General features: G+C 56.2%; 15 protein-coding genes. 11 read left to right on the top strand and 4 right to left on the bottom strand.

Features of this window, described 5'->3' with window-relative positions:
• Positions 1-127: 127 nt before the first annotated feature.
• Genes QN378_RS13565 through edd form a run of 4 tightly spaced genes read right to left on the bottom strand, consistent with a single transcriptional unit; the run spans position 128 to position 5,156 of the window.
• Positions 128-1,591: an ATP-binding protein gene (locus QN378_RS13565; RefSeq protein WP_322201351.1), complete on the bottom strand. Its 1,464-nt coding sequence runs from the start codon at positions 1,589-1,591 to the stop codon at positions 128-130.
• On the bottom strand, positions 1,581-2,318 hold the full coding sequence (locus QN378_RS13560) for a response regulator transcription factor (RefSeq protein ID WP_322201349.1): 738 nt from the start codon (positions 2,316-2,318) through the stop codon (positions 1,581-1,583). The genes QN378_RS13565 and QN378_RS13560 overlap by 11 nt, the downstream gene beginning before the upstream one ends.
• 52 nt (positions 2,319-2,370) lie before the next feature.
• Positions 2,371-3,333: a glucokinase gene (locus QN378_RS13555; RefSeq protein WP_322201347.1), complete on the bottom strand. Its 963-nt coding sequence runs from the start codon at positions 3,331-3,333 to the stop codon at positions 2,371-2,373.
• A complete protein-coding gene (gene edd, locus QN378_RS13550) occupies positions 3,330-5,156 on the bottom strand; it encodes a phosphogluconate dehydratase (protein WP_322201345.1) in 1,827 nt (608 codons plus the stop codon). The genes QN378_RS13555 and edd overlap by 4 nt, the downstream gene beginning before the upstream one ends.
• A gap of 221 nt (positions 5,157-5,377) precedes the next feature.
• On the opposite strand from edd, the gene gap reads away from it, so the two are divergent.
• The 11 genes from gap to QN378_RS13495 all read left to right on the top strand — a co-directional run bounded on the left by gap (position 5,378) and on the right by QN378_RS13495 (position 17,651).
• A complete protein-coding gene (gene gap / locus QN378_RS13545; RefSeq protein WP_322201343.1) occupies positions 5,378-6,379 on the top strand; it encodes a type I glyceraldehyde-3-phosphate dehydrogenase in 1,002 nt (333 codons plus the stop codon).
• 95 nt (positions 6,380-6,474) lie between these two features.
• Positions 6,475-6,990, top strand: a complete 516-nt coding sequence (locus tag QN378_RS13540) for a sigma-70 family RNA polymerase sigma factor (RefSeq protein WP_323548969.1) — start codon at positions 6,475-6,477, stop codon at positions 6,988-6,990.
• 89 nt (positions 6,991-7,079) lie between these two features.
• Positions 7,080-9,440 carry a TonB-dependent hemoglobin/transferrin/lactoferrin family receptor gene (locus tag QN378_RS13535; protein WP_416350627.1) on the top strand — a complete coding sequence of 787 codons (2,361 nt, stop codon included), beginning with the start codon at positions 7,080-7,082 and terminating at the stop codon, positions 9,438-9,440.
• A 71-nt stretch (positions 9,441-9,511) separates the two neighbouring features.
• Positions 9,512-10,111, top strand: a complete 600-nt coding sequence (locus QN378_RS13530; protein ID WP_323548967.1) for a biliverdin-producing heme oxygenase — start codon at positions 9,512-9,514, stop codon at positions 10,109-10,111.
• A gap of 68 nt (positions 10,112-10,179) precedes the next feature.
• The gene (locus QN378_RS13525; RefSeq protein ID WP_323548966.1) at positions 10,180-10,593 is read left to right on the top strand and encodes a YbaN family protein; all 414 of its coding nucleotides are present in this window, start codon (positions 10,180-10,182) and stop codon (positions 10,591-10,593) included.
• 242 nt (positions 10,594-10,835) lie between these two features.
• Positions 10,836-12,266: an arginine-ornithine antiporter gene (gene arcD / locus QN378_RS13520; RefSeq protein WP_322201336.1), complete on the top strand. Its 1,431-nt coding sequence runs from the start codon at positions 10,836-10,838 to the stop codon at positions 12,264-12,266.
• 33 nt (positions 12,267-12,299) lie between these two features.
• Positions 12,300-13,556 carry an arginine deiminase gene (gene arcA, locus QN378_RS13515; protein WP_323548963.1) on the top strand — a complete coding sequence of 419 codons (1,257 nt, stop codon included), beginning with the start codon at positions 12,300-12,302 and terminating at the stop codon, positions 13,554-13,556.
• Positions 13,557-13,586: 30 nt separating this feature from the next.
• Positions 13,587-14,594: an ornithine carbamoyltransferase gene (locus QN378_RS13510; RefSeq protein ID WP_322167880.1), complete on the top strand. Its 1,008-nt coding sequence runs from the start codon at positions 13,587-13,589 to the stop codon at positions 14,592-14,594.
• 75 nt (positions 14,595-14,669) lie between these two features.
• Positions 14,670-15,599 (top strand): carbamate kinase, encoded by a 930-nt coding sequence (gene arcC / locus QN378_RS13505; protein WP_323548961.1) that lies wholly within the window; start codon positions 14,670-14,672, stop codon positions 15,597-15,599.
• 60 nt (positions 15,600-15,659) lie between these two features.
• A complete protein-coding gene (locus tag QN378_RS13500; RefSeq protein WP_323548960.1) occupies positions 15,660-16,016 on the top strand; it encodes a DUF5064 family protein in 357 nt (118 codons plus the stop codon).
• A 126-nt stretch (positions 16,017-16,142) separates the two neighbouring features.
• Positions 16,143-17,651 (top strand): sigma-54-dependent transcriptional regulator, encoded by a 1,509-nt coding sequence (locus QN378_RS13495; protein WP_323548959.1) that lies wholly within the window; start codon positions 16,143-16,145, stop codon positions 17,649-17,651.
• The last annotated feature ends 177 nt before the right edge of the window (positions 17,652-17,828 follow it).

The raw sequence follows: 17,828 nt of genomic DNA, 5'->3' as shown, positions 1-17,828 counted from the left end.
TCAAGGAAAGCATTGATGGCGGACCGCTTGAACTGCGTTGAATATTTACCCATGAAAAACACCCCGGTAGTTGGATGAGTGTCCAACATTTGGGGCGCAGTTCAGAATTCAGGGAAGCAGATATTGATCAATCAACCGTCCGAGGCAATCTCAACGTCACGCGCAGCCCGCCCTCACGCAGGTTTTGCAGGCTGACCTCTCCGCCATGGCTGTGGGCGATGTTGCGAGCGATTCCCAACCCTAGCCCGTAGCCTTGCTGTTGTTTGCCCGCTAAACGAAAGTGCGGCTCAAATACCTGCTCCAGACGCTGCTCGGGTACGCCTGGACCTTCGTCATCGACGTGGAGGACAAATGCACTGCTGTCGTCTGTTACATGCAGGTGCGCCCTTTGTCCGTATTTGAGGGCGTTGTCGATCAGGTTGCCCATGCAGCGCTTGAGCGCCAGCGGTTTGCCTAAAAATAGCGCTCCAGCTTGGCCCTGTTGGGTCACGCGGCCATTTCCGGCAGGCGAGACGTAGGGCTCGACCAGACAATCCAACACGTGATTGAGGTCCACCGGCTCGATGTTTTCATGAATATCAGTGTCTTTCACGCATTGCAGGGCGCCTTTGACCAGCAGTTCCAGCTCATCAAGATCGCGACTGAACTTGGCCTGCACGCTTTCATCCTCCAATAACTCAACCCGCAAACGAAGCCGAGTAATCGGCGTGCGCAAATCGTGGGAAATGGCGCTGAATAATTGACTGCGCTCGGAAAGGTAACGGCTGATGCGTTCGCGCATGGCGTTGAATGCCCGGCTGACTTCAACCACTTCACTCCCGCCGCCCTCAATGACCGGTTCGACCACGGTACCCAATGACATTTCCCGCGCGGCCCGTGCCAACCGCTTGAGTGGCCGACTCTGCCAATGCACCAGCAGACCGATGAATAGCAGCAGAAAGCTGCTGGTTAACCCAATGAACCATACCTGTTGCGTCGGCAGGTTCTGCTCTTCCAGGGTGGTGTAGGGTTCCGGCAGCAACGATGCAATGTACAGCCATTCACCGGGCGACAATTCGATTTGCGTGACGAGCACGGGCGGGTTGATCGGTTCCAAACTCAACGCATAGTGCGCCCAGGAACGTGGCAGTTCGTCGAGTTTGAGGCCACCGTTGAAAATCTTCAGATCCTCAGGACGCACGAATCTCACCGATATCGTCGGTTCGCTGCCCAAGTGTTGACGCAGCACCTCTTCGACGGCATTCAATACGGCTTGCTTGCGCAGGGTGGGGCCAAGAACCTCCATTTCCAGCGGCTTGTCGTTGAGAGACACGACAAAACGCGTGCCGCCCATGCTGCGCAACTGGTCCAACACCAGCGGTCGATAAGCAACCGGTAGCGAACGGAAGTAGCTGACACTGGCAGCCATGGAGTGCGCAAGACTGCGCGCACTGGTGACCAAGCCTTCCATTTGTGTCGCGCGCAACTGCGAGACCCAAATCACGCTGGACAGACCTTGCGCCAATAGCACAACTAGCAAGGTCAGCAGCAACATCCTACCGAGTAATGAACGAGGCATTGGAAAGCGCCAGCCCCTCATTTCAGTAGCCATTGCTGGCCTGGAAGGTCACGTTCGCCGCCAACAGGTAACCGCTGCCGCGCACGGTACGAATCAACCGCGGCGCTTTGCCGGTATCGCGCAAGCGCTGACGCAAGCGGCTAACCGCCATGTCAACAATGCGCTCCAGCGGCATTAACTCGCGTCCACGGGTGGCATTGCCAATCGTGTCGCGATCAAGAATCTGTTGTGGATTGTCCAGGAATAATTTGAGCAGCGCAAAATCAGCCCCGGAAAGGATGACTTCTTCACCGTCACGGTGAAATAAGCGATGACTGACCATGTCCAATCGCCAATCGTCGAACACCAGCACTTCGCCGCCGCTGCGCTCATGACCGAACTGTGCGCGGCGCAATAACGCCTTGATGCGCGCCTGCAACTCACGAGGGCTGAACGGTTTACCCAGATAATCATCAGCGCCCAGTTCCAGGCCGATTACTCGATCAGCCTCGTCTGAACTGGCGGTGAGCATGATGATGGGGACTTGGGCATAGCGCGGATGTTGGCGGACCCAACGGCACAAGCTAAAGCCATCTTCGTCGGGCAACATGACATCGAGAATCACAAGATCGCTGGGTTCATCACTGAGCGCTTGGCGAAAACCGGCACCATCACCGACCGTGCGCACTATGAAGCCACAGCGACTCAGGTAGGTTTGCAGCAATTCACAAATTTCCTGGTCGTCGTCGACCAGCAAAATTGACTTACTGACTGAGCTCACAGGGTCGTCCTTGTTATCAATAAAGCCTGTTTCTTAGTTGAGGCCGAGTAAATTAAACGCGACCAAACGCTTGCTGTAATGCTACGCCGGCACCCATAAGCCCTGGATATTCAGCTGTTACCAACCAAACCGGTACGCCCTTGAAGTAATCCTTCATCAAGCCTTTTTCGGCGAACGACCTGGCAAAACCGCTGGCAATGAAAAAATCACTGAAACGAGGAATCACACCGCCGCAAATGTAAACACCACCACGCCCGCCGACGGTCAATACGTTATTGCCTGCCACACGACCTAACCAGCAACAGAACTGCTCCAGCACCGCTGCCGCCACCGGATCGCCTGCCACGGCAGCCGAAGTGATAGCCGCCGGCGATTTATGCGTTGGCTCAATGTTATCCAGCGAACAACTGACTTGGTACAACAGCAGCAAGCCGGCTCCGCTGAGGATGGTTTCAGCGCTGACGTGCTCGTGCTCTGTCATCAATCGCGCCCAGATCTGGGCTTCCCGGGGCGTTCCCAACGGAAGATCAACGTGTCCGCCTTCGCCGGGCAAGGCCATCCAATGGTTATCGGCAAGGCCAATCAACGTGCCCACGCCTAATCCCGTTCCAGGTCCGATCACTACACGCGGTCGCCCTGCTTCAGGCATGCCGTGGCACACCGTCAGGTATTCGTTGTCTTTCAACCGGGTCATGCCCAAGGCCATTGCCGTGAAATCGTTGACCATCAACAAATTATCAACTTTGAGGTGGGCGCAGAATTCCGAACGGCTGATTCGCCAGTGGCTGTTGGTGAAATGAAATACATCGCCGCCCACCGGTCCGGCTACGGCCAGGCAGACGGAGCCGACTTCGCCCGGATGCAGGTCCAGGTCTTCGAGGTAGACCTCAAGGGCCTTTTCCGGGCTGGCGTAATCAATGGTCGGGAACACCCGGACCGAATGCAACGTATCGTCTTCCCAAATGGCAAAACGCGCATTAGTGCCACCGATATCACCCACCAAAGCCAATTTCACTTAAGCGTCTCCAATCCCGAGGTAAAGGCGCTAGCGCCCTGCTCTGCCGAGCTGAAAGCCATGCGCATGAAGCCAAACAGTTCGCGCCCACACCCAACACCGTTGTCGAGCAGACCCACTGCCGGTTCTCTGCCGGCCAACTCTGCCGCGTCCACCAGAACGTGCAATGTACCCTTAACACCGTCCAGACGGATAATGTCTCCGTCACGAATCAGCGCCAAGGGTCCGCCGTCGAACGCCTCCGGGCAGACATGGATCGCTGCCGGGATCTTACCGGACGCGCCAGACATCCGCCCGTCGGTGACCAACGCCACTTTGAAGCCACGGTCCTGCAACACGCCAAGGAACGGCGTCATTTTATGCAGCTCAGGCATGCCGTTGGAACGTGGCCCCTGGAACCGCATGACCGCGATGAAATCACGTTCCAATTGACCGGCTTTGAACGCGTCCGCCAAGTCTTGCTGGTCCTGGAACACCAGCGCTGGCGCTTCGACGATTTGATGTTCGGCGGCGACCGCAGAGACTTTCATCACGCCCCGACCGAGGTTGCCTTCCATTACACGTAAGCCGCCTTCGGCCGAGAAAGGCCGAGCGACCGGACGCAAAATATCCTCATCAAGGCTTTCGATCGGGCCGTCGCGCCATACCAATGTGCCATTTTCGAGGAATGGCTCTTGGGTGTAACGGCTCAGGCCGAATCCGGCAACGGTGTTGACGTTTTCGTGCAACAGACCGGCTTCGAGTAATTCGCGGATCAGGAACGACATTCCGCCCGCCGCCTGGAAGTGGTTGATGTCAGCTTTGCCGTTTGGATACACATGGCTAAGGGTCGGCACCACATCTGACAAGTCGGCCATGTCCTGCCAAGTCAGAATAATCCCGGCGGCCATGGCGATCGCCGGCATGTGCAGCGTGTGATTGGTCGAACCGCCTGTCGCGTGTAGCGCCACAATCGAGTTCACCAACGAACGCTCGTCGACGATTTCGCCCAGCGGCATGAACTGCCCGCTTTGCTTGGTCAACCGGGTGACTTGGTGAGCCGCTTCACGCGTCAGGGCATCGCGCAACGGGGTGTATGGATTGACAAAAGAAGCCCCAGGCAAGTGCAGGCCCATGACCTCCATGAGCAATTGGTTGGTGTTGGCGGTGCCATAAAACGTGCAAGTGCCAGGGCTGTGGTACGACTTCATCTCCGTTTCCAACAGCTCTTCGCGGGTGGCTTTACCCTCGGCGTAGCGCTGACGGACATCGGCTTTTTCCTTGTTGGAAATCCCCGACGGCATCGGGCCACCCGGTACGAATAAAGTCGGCAGATGACCAAAACGCAAGGCGCCCATCAACAAGCCCGGCACGATCTTGTCGCAGATACCGAGACACAGCGTGGCGTCGAACATGTTGTGAGACAGCGCGATGGCGGTCGACATTGCAATCACTTCACGGCTGGCGATACCCAGTTCCATGCCCGGCTCACCTTGGGTAACGCCGTCGCACATAGCGGGAACCCCACCGGCAAATTGGCCCACCGAGCCGATTTCACGCAAGGCTTGTTTGATCTGCTCAGGGTAATGCTCATACGGTTGGTGAGCCGAGAGCATGTCGTTGTACGAAGAAACAATGGCCACGTTGGCAGCATTCATCATTTTCAGACTTTGTTTGTCTTCAGTGCCGCAACTGGCCACGCCATGGGCGAAGTTGGCACATTGCAATTTACCGCGCATCGGACCATCGCTGGCGGCGCCACGGATCATGTGCAGATAGCGCTCACGTGTCGCACGACTACGGGCTATTAGCCGCTCAGTTACCTCAAGAACACGGGGATGCATGTAATGAACTCCAAGCTAGCGGATAGGTGACCCGTTCAGATGATTTCAATTTTCGGCAGTCGAGCCTAGGCTGAGCTCAGGCACGACTTCGAACAACTGTAATGGGCTTACGGGTTACTCGTTGTAGATAAAACAAAATATTGCCACTAAAAAGGCTTGTTTTCTATTTTTATGCGAATAATCTTGTAATTCCAACAACAAATTTCACAGAGGACGGCTGTATGACTCTTCGCATCGCAATCAATGGATTTGGCCGCATCGGCCGCAATGTCCTACGCGCACTCTATACCCAAGGTTACCGGCAAGACTTGCAAGTCGTCGCCATCAACGACTTGGGCGACAGCTCAATCAACGCACATCTGCTGCAATTTGACACTGTTCACGGCCATTTCGGCGGCACGGTCGAGTTCGACGATGAGAGCCTGACGGTCAATGGGGACCGAATTGCAGTCAGCGCCATCCGCAACCCGGCCGACTTGCCGTGGAAAGCCGAGAACATTGACGTTGTATTTGAATGCACCGGTCTGTTCACCGACCGCAATAAAGCCGCTGCGCATATCACTGCTGGCGCTCGCAAAGTGATTATCTCTGCACCGGCCAAAGGTGCCGATGCCACCGTGGTTTACGGCGTTAACCACGACGTGCTGCGTCAATCGCATCAGATTATTTCAAACGCATCGTGTACCACCAACTGCCTGGCACCCGTGGCCCAAGTGATCCATCGCGAGCTGGGCATTGAAAACGGTTTGATGACCACGATTCACGCCTACACCAACGATCAGAATCTGACTGACGTCTATCACACTGACCCTTACCGTGCGCGTTCAGCCACACACAACATGATTCCAAGCAAGACCGGCGCAGCTGAAGCGGTGGGGCTGGTGCTACCGGAACTGGCGGGCAAACTGACAGGAATGTCGGTTCGGGTCCCGGTGATCAACGTTTCACTGGTGGATCTGACCGTGCAGCTCAAGCGTGAAACCACTGCCGAAGAGGTCAACGAGATATTCAAGGAAGCCAGCCGCCACTCTAAAGTGCTCGGCTACAACACGTTGCCGTTGGTTTCCAGTGACTTCAACCACAACCCACTGTCCTCAATCTTCGACGCCAATCACACCAAGGTAAACGGTAAGCTGCTGAAAGTGTTGGCTTGGTATGACAATGAATGGGCATTCTCCAACCGGATGCTGGACAATTGCCTGGCGCTGCACAACGCAGACTAACAGGGCATCTTTTCATAGCTTGTCACGAATGGCCGCTTGACCAATATCGCAGATGATAACAATTATCATTAGCTATTTTATTGGTCAGGTATTCCGTGAACCAGTCGAGTTTCAATGAACTCTTCCTTTCCCAGCGCAAAATTCTGCTACGCATGCTGCAGAGAATGGTTGGCAACGTTTTCGCGGCAGAAGACTTGTTGCACGACACCTACTTGCGCGTCACTCGCGCGTTGGCTGAACGCTCAATCGAGCATTTGGCACCCTTTCTCTATCAGACCGCGCGAAACCTGGCGTTAGACCACCTGCGTGCGCAACGCCTTCAATCCCGGACGATGATCGAAGACGTACCGCTGGATGTTTTGCGCAACGTCACCCAATCCCAAAGCAGCGCCGAAGATGCCGCTCATGCTCAACGCTTGCTTGAACGCCTCAACACCTGCCTCACTGAACTGAGTACACGTCAGCAAAAAATATTCTCCCTCAATCGCTTGCAAGGCTGCAGCTATCCGGAAATTGCAGCCCAGCTCGACGTCTCCACAAGCACGGTGCAAAAGGAGCTAAAGCTGATCAAAGCCATCTGCAATGGGGTTGTGTTTCAGCATGAACTGTAGTGAATACCAATAGTTTTTACGCGATGTCCATCCGTCGTTCGTCTAGTTATAGCCAACGCAATTGATTCTCACTTAAATCAAGCGTGACTATGAATAATGACCCTAACGACGGCGAGCTATCGATGCTGACACCAAGTAAAACCTTCACCCAATCTTCACTCACCCTGGCATTGATTGCAGCGCAGGCATTCAGTCTTGTAGCGACCGCTGCGATACCTAACGAAGAAGCCGCGCCGGTATCGGCGGGCAATGCCGTCATGTTGCAACAAACCACTATAAGCGCCACACGCACTGAACAGTCGGTCAACTCGGTTTCAAGCAGCGTCAGCGTGCATGAACGCAAAGAACTTGATGAGCAGAACGTCAATAACATTCGTGATTTGGTGCGCTACGAACCCGGTGTGTCGGTGGGCGGTACCGGGCAACGTTCTGGCACTACCGGATACAACATCCGAGGGATCGATGGGGATCGAGTCCTGACCCAGGTCGATGGCGTCGAAGTTCCCGCCAGTTTTTCTAACGGGCCTTATGCTAAAACTCACCGCAACTACGTGGACCCGGAAATCGTCAAACGCGTAGAGATCCTACGCGGACCGGCGTCGGTGCTGTACGGCAGCAGTGCTATCGGTGGCGCGGTCAGCTATTTCACCCTCGATCCGGACGACATTATTAAGCCCGGGCAAGACGTCGGCGCCCGGTTGAAAACCGGTTACAACTCGGCGGACAACAGTTGGCTCAACTCCGCTACCGTCGCCGGTCACCATGAAAATATCGACGGTTTGCTGCACCTGAGCCAGCGCAACGGTCGTGCAACTGAATCCTATGATGACCATGGCGGCACCGGGCTGGGCCGCACCGCTGCGAACCCGGAGGATGTGCGTAACACAAATGTACTGGCAAAACTGGGCTGGAATTATGGCGAGGAATCGCGGCTGGGGTTGACTTACGAACGCTACAGGAGTGATACCGATACCAACCAGAAAAGTGCAGTGGGCGGGCCTTACTTCCCCGCTCCCCAAGGTTGGTACAAGTCGCGCACGGGGAATGACACCCTCACCCGCGAACGATTCGGCATTGAAAACCGCTTCGCCCTCAATAGGGCGCTGGCCGATCACGTCAAATGGAGTTTGAACTATCAAGTCGCCAGGACCGACCAGAGCACAGAAGAGTTGTTATCGTCTCCTAGCCGTAAAGTGAACCGTGTGCGAAACACTGTCTATCAAGACAAACAATGGGTGGTTGACGCGCAGTTCGACAAAACCTTTTCGATTGTTGATACCGATCATCTGCTGACCTACGGCACAACCATCAAGCAGCAAAAAGTCACCGGCTTGCGCCAAGGCAGCGGTACCTGCGTGGCCGTATTTCGCGCCTGCCGAGTGATTGGTACGGACAGCCCGGCCGACCGTGTTAAGCCTATGAGCGACTTCCCGGACCCTACCGTCACCAGTTATGCGCTGTTCGCTCAAGACGAAATTCGCTGGAACAACTGGACCTTCTCGCCGGGCCTGCGCTACGACTACACCCAGCTTGATCCGCATATCACTCAGGAATTTTTGAATAGCGCCAACCCAAGCGGTAACGGCACGGTCAGCGACAAAAATAAAACCTGGCATCGCGTATCACCCAAATTGGGTCTGACCTATGCGCTGACCGAGCAATACACCTTGTACGGCCAATACGCCGAAGGTTTCCGCACGCCAACCGCCAAAGCACTGTATGGCCAGTTCGAAAATCTCACCTCAGGCTACATCGTTGCACCTAATCCGAACCTGAAACCGGAGACCAGCAAAAGCTACGAAACCGGCCTGCGAGGCAATTTCGACGCGGGATCGTTTGGCGTAGCGGTGTTCTATAACAAGTACCGCGACTTTATCAACGAAGACGCGATTACCCCTGGTGCTCTTGAAACCGTGTTCCAGGCCAATAACATCAAGCACGCCACCATCAAGGGCGCCGAGGTCAAAGGCCGCTTGAACCTTGATGCATTCGGTGCATCCGCCGGTCTGTACACCCAAGGTTCAGTGGCCTATGCCCACGGACGCAACAACGACACTGGCCAGCCGATCAACAGCGTCAACCCGCTGACCGGCGTCTTCGGTTTGGGCTACGACCAAAATGCTTATGGCGGATTGCTGAGCTGGACAGTGGTTCAGCGCAAGAACCAGGTCGACGACACCGCGACCGTTTTCAATGCGCCAGACGGCACCTCCAGCCAATTCAGATCAGCAGGCTATGGCGTCTTCGATTTAACCGGTTACTACCAGGTTGCTGATGACGTAACCATCAACGCCGGCCTGTACAACCTCACCGATAAAAAATACTGGAGCTGGGATGACGTGCGCGGTTACGACAGCACCGGCGAAGCGGGCGCCACCGCCCCGGCCAATCTTGATCGTTTGACCCAGCCGGGCCGCAACTTCGGCGTCAACGTGGTGTGGGACATCTGATGTTTTAGCCTGCGCCGGGGACATTCGGCGCAGGTTTACTCGTTTCGAAACGTGTTTTAAAAGGACGATTTATGACTTCCCGACAGCATCGCCCGGCCCTTCGCTCTCAACGGCTGAATCAGATCACCCAGGCGCCTCATGAACAGCTCGACAAGGCGGTAAAAGCCAACGCACCGTTTGAAAGCTTGGCCAGTTACACCCGCTTTGTCGTGGCTCAATACGCTTTTCAAGCGGAGTTGGAAGCCGTGTACAACGACCCGGAACTGGTGAAAATCTTCGACGACCTGCCCGACCGCTGCCGCGCTGAACACGCCAAGGCCGATCTGGCAGACCTTTGCACCGTGGTGCCTGAACCGGTCGCCGGTGCACTGCTTCAGCCCACCAAATTCCAGGCATTGGGATGGTTATACGTCTCGGAAGGCTCCAAGCTGGGCGCAGCTTTTTTGATCAAGCGCGCCGTGGCTCTAGACCTCAACGCTACCTTTGGCGCGCGTCATCTGAGCGAACCTGCCGGGGGCCGGGCCGACGGTTGGAAGCGTTTTGTGCGAACTCTGGATAATTTGCAGCTCAGTGCCGAGCAAGAGGCGCAAGTCGAACGGGGCGCAATCGAGGCATTTGAACGTTTCAATGTGTTGCTGCGACAGGCTTACGCCACCGCACCGAAGACTTAAACTGCTTGAACCCGGCGCGCCCGGCCAGCCCTGTTAAACTGCCCGGGTTGTTAAATGGACACACGCCCATGACCCTCTCGACCAAACCTCACGCACCGACCGGCTCAAAAACCGCTCGCGTGCTGTTCGGTATTCTTGCCTATGTCAGCTTGACCATAGGCTTGATCGCCATCGTCGTACCCGGTTTGCCCACTACCGAATTCATCCTGCTAGCCGCCTGGGCTGCCACCAAAAGTTCACCCCGGTTAAGCGCCTGGCTAGAAAACCATCGACTGTTTGGCCCGATGCTGAGCAATTGGCGCAACGGCCGCCTGATAGCCCGCCGGGCTAAAATCAGCGCTAGCGTCAGCATGTTGATCTGCGCTGTAGCGATGCTCATCCTGCTCAACCACCACTGGCCGGTCTACCTCGCCATTGGCGGTATGAGCCTGGGCAATCTATGGATCTGGTCAAGGCCGGAGCCTGCTGAAAACTCTGTGTAGATGCCAACTTCTGGCGAAGGACTTCATGCGATGCATGACACTTCGCCACCTCGCCAACAAGACGGTATCTACAAATAGAGCAACGATAGCTCGTCGAGTTATGTGGTCCAGGTTGCCCCAGTTGCCTGCAGGTACCAGCGACAGATTGTCACGGCAATAAGATAACTACTTGATCTGCGTCATCTGCCCGTACAGCGATTGAACTACCGTTGTGAATTCCTTCTCTTGGATGGAGCTGCGCGATGTCTGATTCTCCTGGCAAACTTCGACTCGGCGCGCTAGTGGCCTTGGTAGTGGGCTCGATGATAGGCGGGGGGATTTTCTCGCTCCCGCAAAATATGGCCGCCAGCGCCGACGTCGGCGCCATTTTACTGGGTTGGGCAATAACTGCCGTCGGCATGCTGACCCTGGCGTTCGTGTTCCAAACCCTGGCCAACCGTAAACCCACCCTCGATGGTGGTGTATACGCTTACGCCAAAGCCGGTTTTGGCGATTACATGGGCTTTTCGTCAGCCTGGGGCTACTGGATCAGCGCGTGGCTAGGCAACGTCGGTTACTTCGTTCTGCTGTTCAGCACCCTCGGTTATTTCTTCCCGATCTTCGGTCAAGGCAACACCCCAGCCGCAATAGTGGGGGCCTCTATTTTGTTGTGGGCAGTACATTTTCTGGTGCTGCGCGGGATCAAAGAAGCCGCGTTTATAAACCTCGTCACCACCGTTGCCAAAGTCGTGCCGCTGTTGCTGTTTGTCTTGATTGCGATCTTCGCCTTCAAGCTAGACATCTTCACCGCTGACATTTGGGGTATCAAGAACCCGGACCTGGGCAGCGTGATGAATCAGGTGCGCAACATGATGCTGGTCACCGTCTGGGTGTTCATTGGCATTGAAGGCGCAAGCATCTTTTCCGCCCGGGCCGAAAAGCGCTCGGATGTGGGCAAGGCCACCATCATTGGTTTCATCACCGTGTTGCTGTTTCTGGTGTTCGTGAACGTGCTGTCGCTGGGCATCATGACTCAGCCAGAATTGGCCAAACTGCAGAATCCATCAATGGCTGCCGTGCTTGAGCATGTAGTCGGGCATTGGGGCGCGGTATTGATTAGCGTGGGCTTGATCATCTCCCTGCTCGGCGCCCTGCTGTCGTGGGTCTTGCTGTGTGCGGAAATCATGTTTGCCGCAGCCAAAGACCACACCATGCCAGCGTTCCTAAAGCGTGAAAACGCCAACCATGTACCGGCCAATGCACTGTGGCTGACCAACGCCATGGTTCAGGTATTCCTGATCATCACTTTATTCTCTGCCAGCACTTATCTGTCGCTGATCTACCTCGCGACCTCGATGATTTTAATCCCGTATCTGTGGTCCGCAGCCTATGCCGTGTTGTTAGCGGTGCGCGGCGAAACCTACGAAAAGGCCATCGCCGAACGCAAGAAAGACCTGTTTATCGGTGCCGTCGCGCTGATCTATGCGGTCTGGTTGATTTATGCCGGCGGCGTGAAATACCTGCTGCTCTCGGCCCTGCTCTATGCACCCGGCGTGATTCTGTTTGCCAAAGCCAAACGTGAACTCGGCCAACCGGTTTTTACCAACCTGGAGAAGTTGATCTTTGCCGTCGTGCTGATCGGGGCGCTGGCTGCTGCCTATGGCCTTTACGCCGGTTTTCTGACCCTGTTGTAACACCCCTGCTCATGTCATTGGAGGAGTACAGAAATGTCCGCTGAACCCGTCAAACTTGGCGTCCACTCTGAAGTAGGCAAGCTTCAAAAGGTCTTGGTCTGCTCACCCGGCCTCGCTCACCAACGCCTGACTCCAAATAACTGCGATGAACTGCTATTCGACGACGTGCTATGGGTCAATCAGGCCAAGCGCGACCATTTTGATTTCGTCACCAAAATGCGTGAGCGTGGCGTCGATGTGCTGGAAATGCACAATCTGCTGACCGATATCGTGGCGACGCCCGAAGCACTCGATTGGATTTTGGAGCGCAAGATCAGTGCGAACTCCGTCGGCATCGGTTTAATCAACGAGACCAACGCCTGGATGCGCAGCCTGGAGCCGCGCAAGATCGCCGAATACTTGATTGGCGGCGTGTCTGCAGATGACCTGCCGAGCGATTTCGGCGGAAAGACTCTAGAGATATTCCGCGATTTCCTGGGGCATTCCAGCTTCATTCTGCCGCCGTTGCCAAACACGATATTCACCCGTGACACCACTTGCTGGATCTATGGCGGCGTTACCTTGAATCCGATGCACTGGCCCGCGCGGCGTCAGGAAACGTTGCTCGCCAGCGCGATCTACAAATTTCACGCTGAATTCGTCAACGCGGATTTCCGTATCTGGTACGGCGACCCGGATGAAGACCACGGTAACGCCAGCCTTGAAGGTGGCGACGTAATGCCCATCGGCAATGGTGTGGTGTTGATCGGCATGGGCGAGCGCTCGTCACATCAAGCCATCGGCCAACTGGCGCGAAACTTGTTCAAGTACAACGCGGTTGAACGGGTGATCGTCGCCGGTCTGCCAAAGTCCCGCGCAGCGATGCACCTGGACACCGTTTTCAGCTTTTGCGACCGCGACCTGGTAACGATTTTCCCGGACGTGGTCAAACAAATCGTCGCCTTCAGCTTGCGCCCTGACGAAAGCAAACCAGGTGGCATCGACATCCGTCGCGAGGACACCAACCTCCTCGACACCGTCGCCGCAGCGCTCAATCTCAAAACCCTGCGGGTGGTGGAAACCGGTGGCAACAGCTTTGCCGCTGAGCGCGAACAGTGGGACGACGGCAACAACGTCGTGGCCTTAGAGCCAGGCGTGGTCATCGGTTACGACCGCAATACCTACACCAACACCCTGCTGCGCAAAGCTGGCGTCGAGGTCATCACCATCAGCGCCAGTGAGTTGGGCCGAGGTCGCGGCGGTGGCCACTGCATGACCTGCCCAATCGTTCGTGACCCGGTTAATTACTGATTGTTTGCCCACTTTCAAGGGAGATTAAACATGGCTTTTAATATGCGTAATCGCAGCCTGCTGAGCTTGATGCACCACACCACCCGTGAGCTGCACTATTTGCTCGACCTGTCCCGCGATCTCAAGCGCGCGAAATACACAGGCACCGAACAGCAACACCTCAAAGGCAAAAATATTGCACTGATCTTCGAAAAAACCTCGACCCGCACCCGTTGCGCATTCGAAGTAGCGGCCCACGACCAAGGGGCGCACGTCACCTACATTGACCCGGTGTCGTCGCAAATCGGCCACAAGGAAAGCATGAAAGACACCGCACGGGTTCTCGGGCGCATGTTCGACGCCATCGAATACCGTGGTTTTGAGCAGGAAATCGTCGAGGAACTGGCCAAGTTCGCCGGCGTACCTATTTTCAATGGCTTGACCGCTGAGTTTCACCCAACGCAAATGATCGCCGACACCATGACCATGCGCGAACACAGCGACAAACCGCTGCACGACATCAGCTACGCCTACCTGGGCGATGCGCGCTACAACATGGGCAACTCACTGCTGATGATCGGCGCCAAGCTGGGCATGGACGTGCGTATCGGCGCACCTAAAGCGCTGTGGCCGCATGAGGATTTCATCGCCCAATGCAAAGTCTTCGCCGAGGAAAGCGGCGCACGCATCACCATCACCGAAGACCCGAAAGAAGCGGTCAAAGGCGTCGATTTCATCCACACCGATATTTGGGTGTCCATGGGCGAACCGGTAGAAGCGTGGGATGAGCGCATCGAGCAATTGCTGCCGTATCAGGTCAACAGCGCCATGATGAAAGCGGCGGGCAACCCACGGGTTAAATTCATGCACTGCCTGCCTGCGTTTCATAACAGCGAAACCAAAGTCGGTAAAGACATCGCCAGCCGCTACCCAAACCTGGCCAACGGCGTGGAAGTGACCGAAGACGTTTTCGAATCCCCAGCCAACATCGCCTTCGAGCAAGCGGAAAACCGCATGCACACGATTAAAGCAATCTTGGTAGCGGCATTGGCAGGATAAGTTGCAACAAGACTTCAGGAGCCACTATTGGCGGCTCCACAGGGGTTGCGCTAACTTCAAAAAGGAAAAACCACCATGCGTATCGTCGTTGCTCTGGGTGGTAACGCCCTGCTCCGTCGTGGCGAGCCGATGACGGCTGACAATCAGCGGATCAATATTCGCATCGCCGCCGAACAAATCGCCAAAATATCCCACCACAATGAATTGGTCGTCGCTCACGGCAATGGCCCGCAAGTCGGCCTACTGTCCCTGCAAGCGGCCGCCTACACTTCGGTATCTCCATACCCGCTTGACGTGCTTGGGGCAGAAACCGAAGGCATGATCGGCTATATGATCGAGCAGGAATTGGGCAATCTGCTACCCATTGATAAACCGTTCGCCACTCTGCTGACTCAAGTTGAAGTGGATGGTAACGACCCCGCGTTTCAGCACCCGAGCAAACCCATCGGCCCGATCTACTCAAAAGAAGAGGCCGAACACCTGGCTCAAGAAAAAGGCTGGAGCATTGCCCCAGACGGTGACAAGTACCGTCGCGTTGTAGCCAGCCCGAGACCCAAGCGCATCTTCGAAATTCGCCCCATCAAATGGCTGCTGGAGAAAGGCAGCATTGTAATCTGCGCGGGCGGTGGCGGCATTCCGACGATGTATGGCGAAGACGGCAAGCTCAAAGGCGTGGAAGCCGTGATCGATAAAGACCTGTGCTCGGCCTTGCTGGCGGAGCAACTGGACTGCGATTTGCTAGTGATTGCCACTGACGTTGATTCAGCGTTTATCGACTGGGGTAAGCCGACGCAAAAGGCCATCGCCCAGGCTCATCCCGACGACATGGAAAAACTGGGCTTTGCCGCAGGCTCGATGGGGCCTAAAGTGCAGGCTGCCTGCGAATTCGCGCGCAACACCGGAAAAGAGGCCGTGATCGGTTCGCTGGCGGACATCGAAGACATCGTCAACGGTTATGCCGGAACCCGGATCAGCACCGCCAGACAAGGCATTCACTATCGGTGAACCTGGGAAGCGACCATGTGGTCTATTCCTACACTTTTGTACCGTAAAGGAGCAACGCACATGTACGAGCCAGGTCATTTGTATATCACTCGCGCTGCGCTGCAACCCGATGACTTCGGGTATGACATCCATATCCACTACGAAGTGCATCAAGACCCAAAAGACGGCGCTTACATGCATTTCTCCATGGTCGGCGATGTCAACGGCGACGCGTTCGAAGATACGTTTGATCTGCCGCGTGACAGCGCTTTCAACTTCGCCAGCGTGGCCAACAAGATCGCAATCAAACACGGTTTGCCGCACACCGCGACCCTGCCGCTGGCGATGCACAAGCAATACGACGAAATGTTCGAAGACGTCCGGGCAAAGCTCGCCATTAAATCGGGTGAGCCGGTGAAGCCTGAGCATCTGAAGTAATTTACAAAGCCTCTCGCCACCACGTTCGCTCTTTAGGAGCCAACTTGTTGGCGAAGCGCCTGCCACGCCACCACCCAATTTACTGGCATAATTGCCGCCCTCGCCGCCGGAACACTCATTCGCCCCATGCGTATCCACGTCTGCTTCATCGACCGCGTTGGCATTACCCAGGAAGTGCTGGCGATTCTCGGCGGGCGCAATCTGAATCTGGACGCGGTGGAGATGGTTCCGCCGAACGTATACATCGACGCCCCCACCCTCAGCCCGCAAGTGCTGGAAGAGTTGAAAGACCGGCTGTTTCGAGTGCGCGGTGTCGAGGCGATTACCGTGGTCGACATCCTTCCCGGCCAACGGCGGCACCTTCAGCTTGATGCCCTGCTCGCCGCCATGACCGACCCGGTTTTGGCGCTGGACAGCAACGGCCGCATACTGCTTGCCAACCCTGCACTAATTGCGCTCTGCGGCCGTGAGCCTGCGGGCGAATCTGTGGCGGAGCTGTTCGCTGATCCCGGTCTGCATACGGCGCTGCTGGAAAACGGTTTTCGCCTGCCATTGCGCGAAGTCACGCTCAACGGCGAAGCTCTCCTGCTGGACGCCACGCCGATCACTGACGCTGGGGCATTGCTCACCCTGTACCTGCCGAGCCGCATTGGTGAACGCTTGGCCGCGCTGCACCATGACCATTCCGAGGGTTTTGACTCACTGCTAGGCGAGTCGCAGCCCATCCGCACGTTGAAGACGCGAGCGTTGCGCGTCGCTGCTTTGGACGCGCCGCTGCTGATTCAAGGCGAAACCGGCACCGGCAAAGAGCTAGTGGCCCGTGCCTGTCACGCCATCAGTGCCCGCCATGCGGCACCGTTTTTGGCGCTCAACTGCGCCGCACTCCCGGAAAACCTCGCCGAAAGCGAACTGTTCGGTTACGCCCCCGGCGCCTTTACTGGCGCCCAACGTGGCGGCAAACCCGGACTGATGGAGATGGCCAACCACGGCACGGTGTTTCTCGATGAAATCGGCGAAATGTCGCCGTACCTGCAAGCCAAGCTGCTGCGGTTTTTGAACGACGGCAGCTTCCGGCGAGTCGGTGGCGACCGGGAAGTGAAGGTCAACGTACGGATCCTCAGCGCCACCCACCGCGACTTGGAAAAGATGGTCAGCGAAGGCACCTTTCGCGAGGACCTGTTTTATCGACTGAACGTGCTTAACCTTGAGGTGCCGCCGCTACGTGAACGCGGGCAAGACATTTTGCTGTTGGCGCGCTATTTCATGGAGCAAGCCTGCGCGCAGATTCAACGGCCTATCTGCCGCCTGACGCCGGGCACCTACCCGGCCCTGCTCAGTAATCGCTGGCCCGGCAATGTGCGCCAGTTGCAAAACGTGATTTTCCGCGCGGCGGCGATTTGCGAAAGCTCGCTGGTGGACATCGGCGACCTGGACATCGCGGGCACCTCAGTAGCGCGCCAGACCGACGGCGAAGTCGCCAGCTTGGAACAGGCGGTCGAAGACTTCGAAAAAACTTTGCTAGAAAAGCTCTACGTCAGCTACCCCTCGACTCGCCAACTTGCCAGCCGTTTGCAAACTTCCCACACCGCCATCGCTCACCGGCTGCGCAAGTATGGGATTTCCGGAAAGGGTTGATGCCCAAAGGTTGGCTCCTTCAGGGAAGGTTATTTCTCTGAACTGTACTGAAACCACTACAGCGGAACGAATTCGCTACAGAACCCTGCACGCCGCGCAACGCAAGGCCCTGATCCCATAGGCATTTTCCAGACAGGTTTAACTGTAGCGATTCCGCTACAGCGGACAAAACATGTC

Source organism: Pseudomonas sp. 10S5, from assembly GCF_035019745.1.
Taxonomy (GTDB): domain Bacteria; phylum Pseudomonadota; class Gammaproteobacteria; order Pseudomonadales; family Pseudomonadaceae; genus Aquipseudomonas.
Note: the sequence above shows the minus strand (reverse complement) of the source record. Positions and strands in the feature narration are given on the sequence as shown.

Excerpts from the sequence above, each read along its gene's own strand:
- QN378_RS13525 (WP_323548966.1), top strand. The coding sequence starts at position 10,180 with ATGACCCTCTCGACCAAACCTCACGCACCGACCGGCTCAAAAACCGCT.
- QN378_RS13495 (WP_323548959.1), top strand. The coding sequence starts at position 16,143 with ATGCGTATCCACGTCTGCTTCATCGACCGCGTTGGCATTACCCAGGAA.
- gap (WP_322201343.1), top strand. The coding sequence starts at position 5,378 with ATGACTCTTCGCATCGCAATCAATGGATTTGGCCGCATCGGCCGCAAT.
- arcD (WP_322201336.1), top strand. The coding sequence starts at position 10,836 with ATGTCTGATTCTCCTGGCAAACTTCGACTCGGCGCGCTAGTGGCCTTG.
- arcC (WP_323548961.1), top strand. The coding sequence starts at position 14,670 with ATGCGTATCGTCGTTGCTCTGGGTGGTAACGCCCTGCTCCGTCGTGGC.
- QN378_RS13530 (WP_323548967.1), top strand. The coding sequence starts at position 9,512 with ATGACTTCCCGACAGCATCGCCCGGCCCTTCGCTCTCAACGGCTGAAT.
- QN378_RS13565 (WP_322201351.1), bottom strand. The coding sequence starts at position 1,591 with ATGGCTACTGAAATGAGGGGCTGGCGCTTTCCAATGCCTCGTTCATTA.
- QN378_RS13535 (WP_416350627.1), top strand. The coding sequence starts at position 7,080 with ATGAATAATGACCCTAACGACGGCGAGCTATCGATGCTGACACCAAGT.
- QN378_RS13510 (WP_322167880.1), top strand. The coding sequence starts at position 13,587 with ATGGCTTTTAATATGCGTAATCGCAGCCTGCTGAGCTTGATGCACCAC.
- QN378_RS13500 (WP_323548960.1), top strand. The coding sequence starts at position 15,660 with ATGTACGAGCCAGGTCATTTGTATATCACTCGCGCTGCGCTGCAACCC.
- arcA (WP_323548963.1), top strand. The coding sequence starts at position 12,300 with ATGTCCGCTGAACCCGTCAAACTTGGCGTCCACTCTGAAGTAGGCAAG.
- edd (WP_322201345.1), bottom strand. The coding sequence starts at position 5,156 with ATGCATCCCCGTGTTCTTGAGGTAACTGAGCGGCTAATAGCCCGTAGT.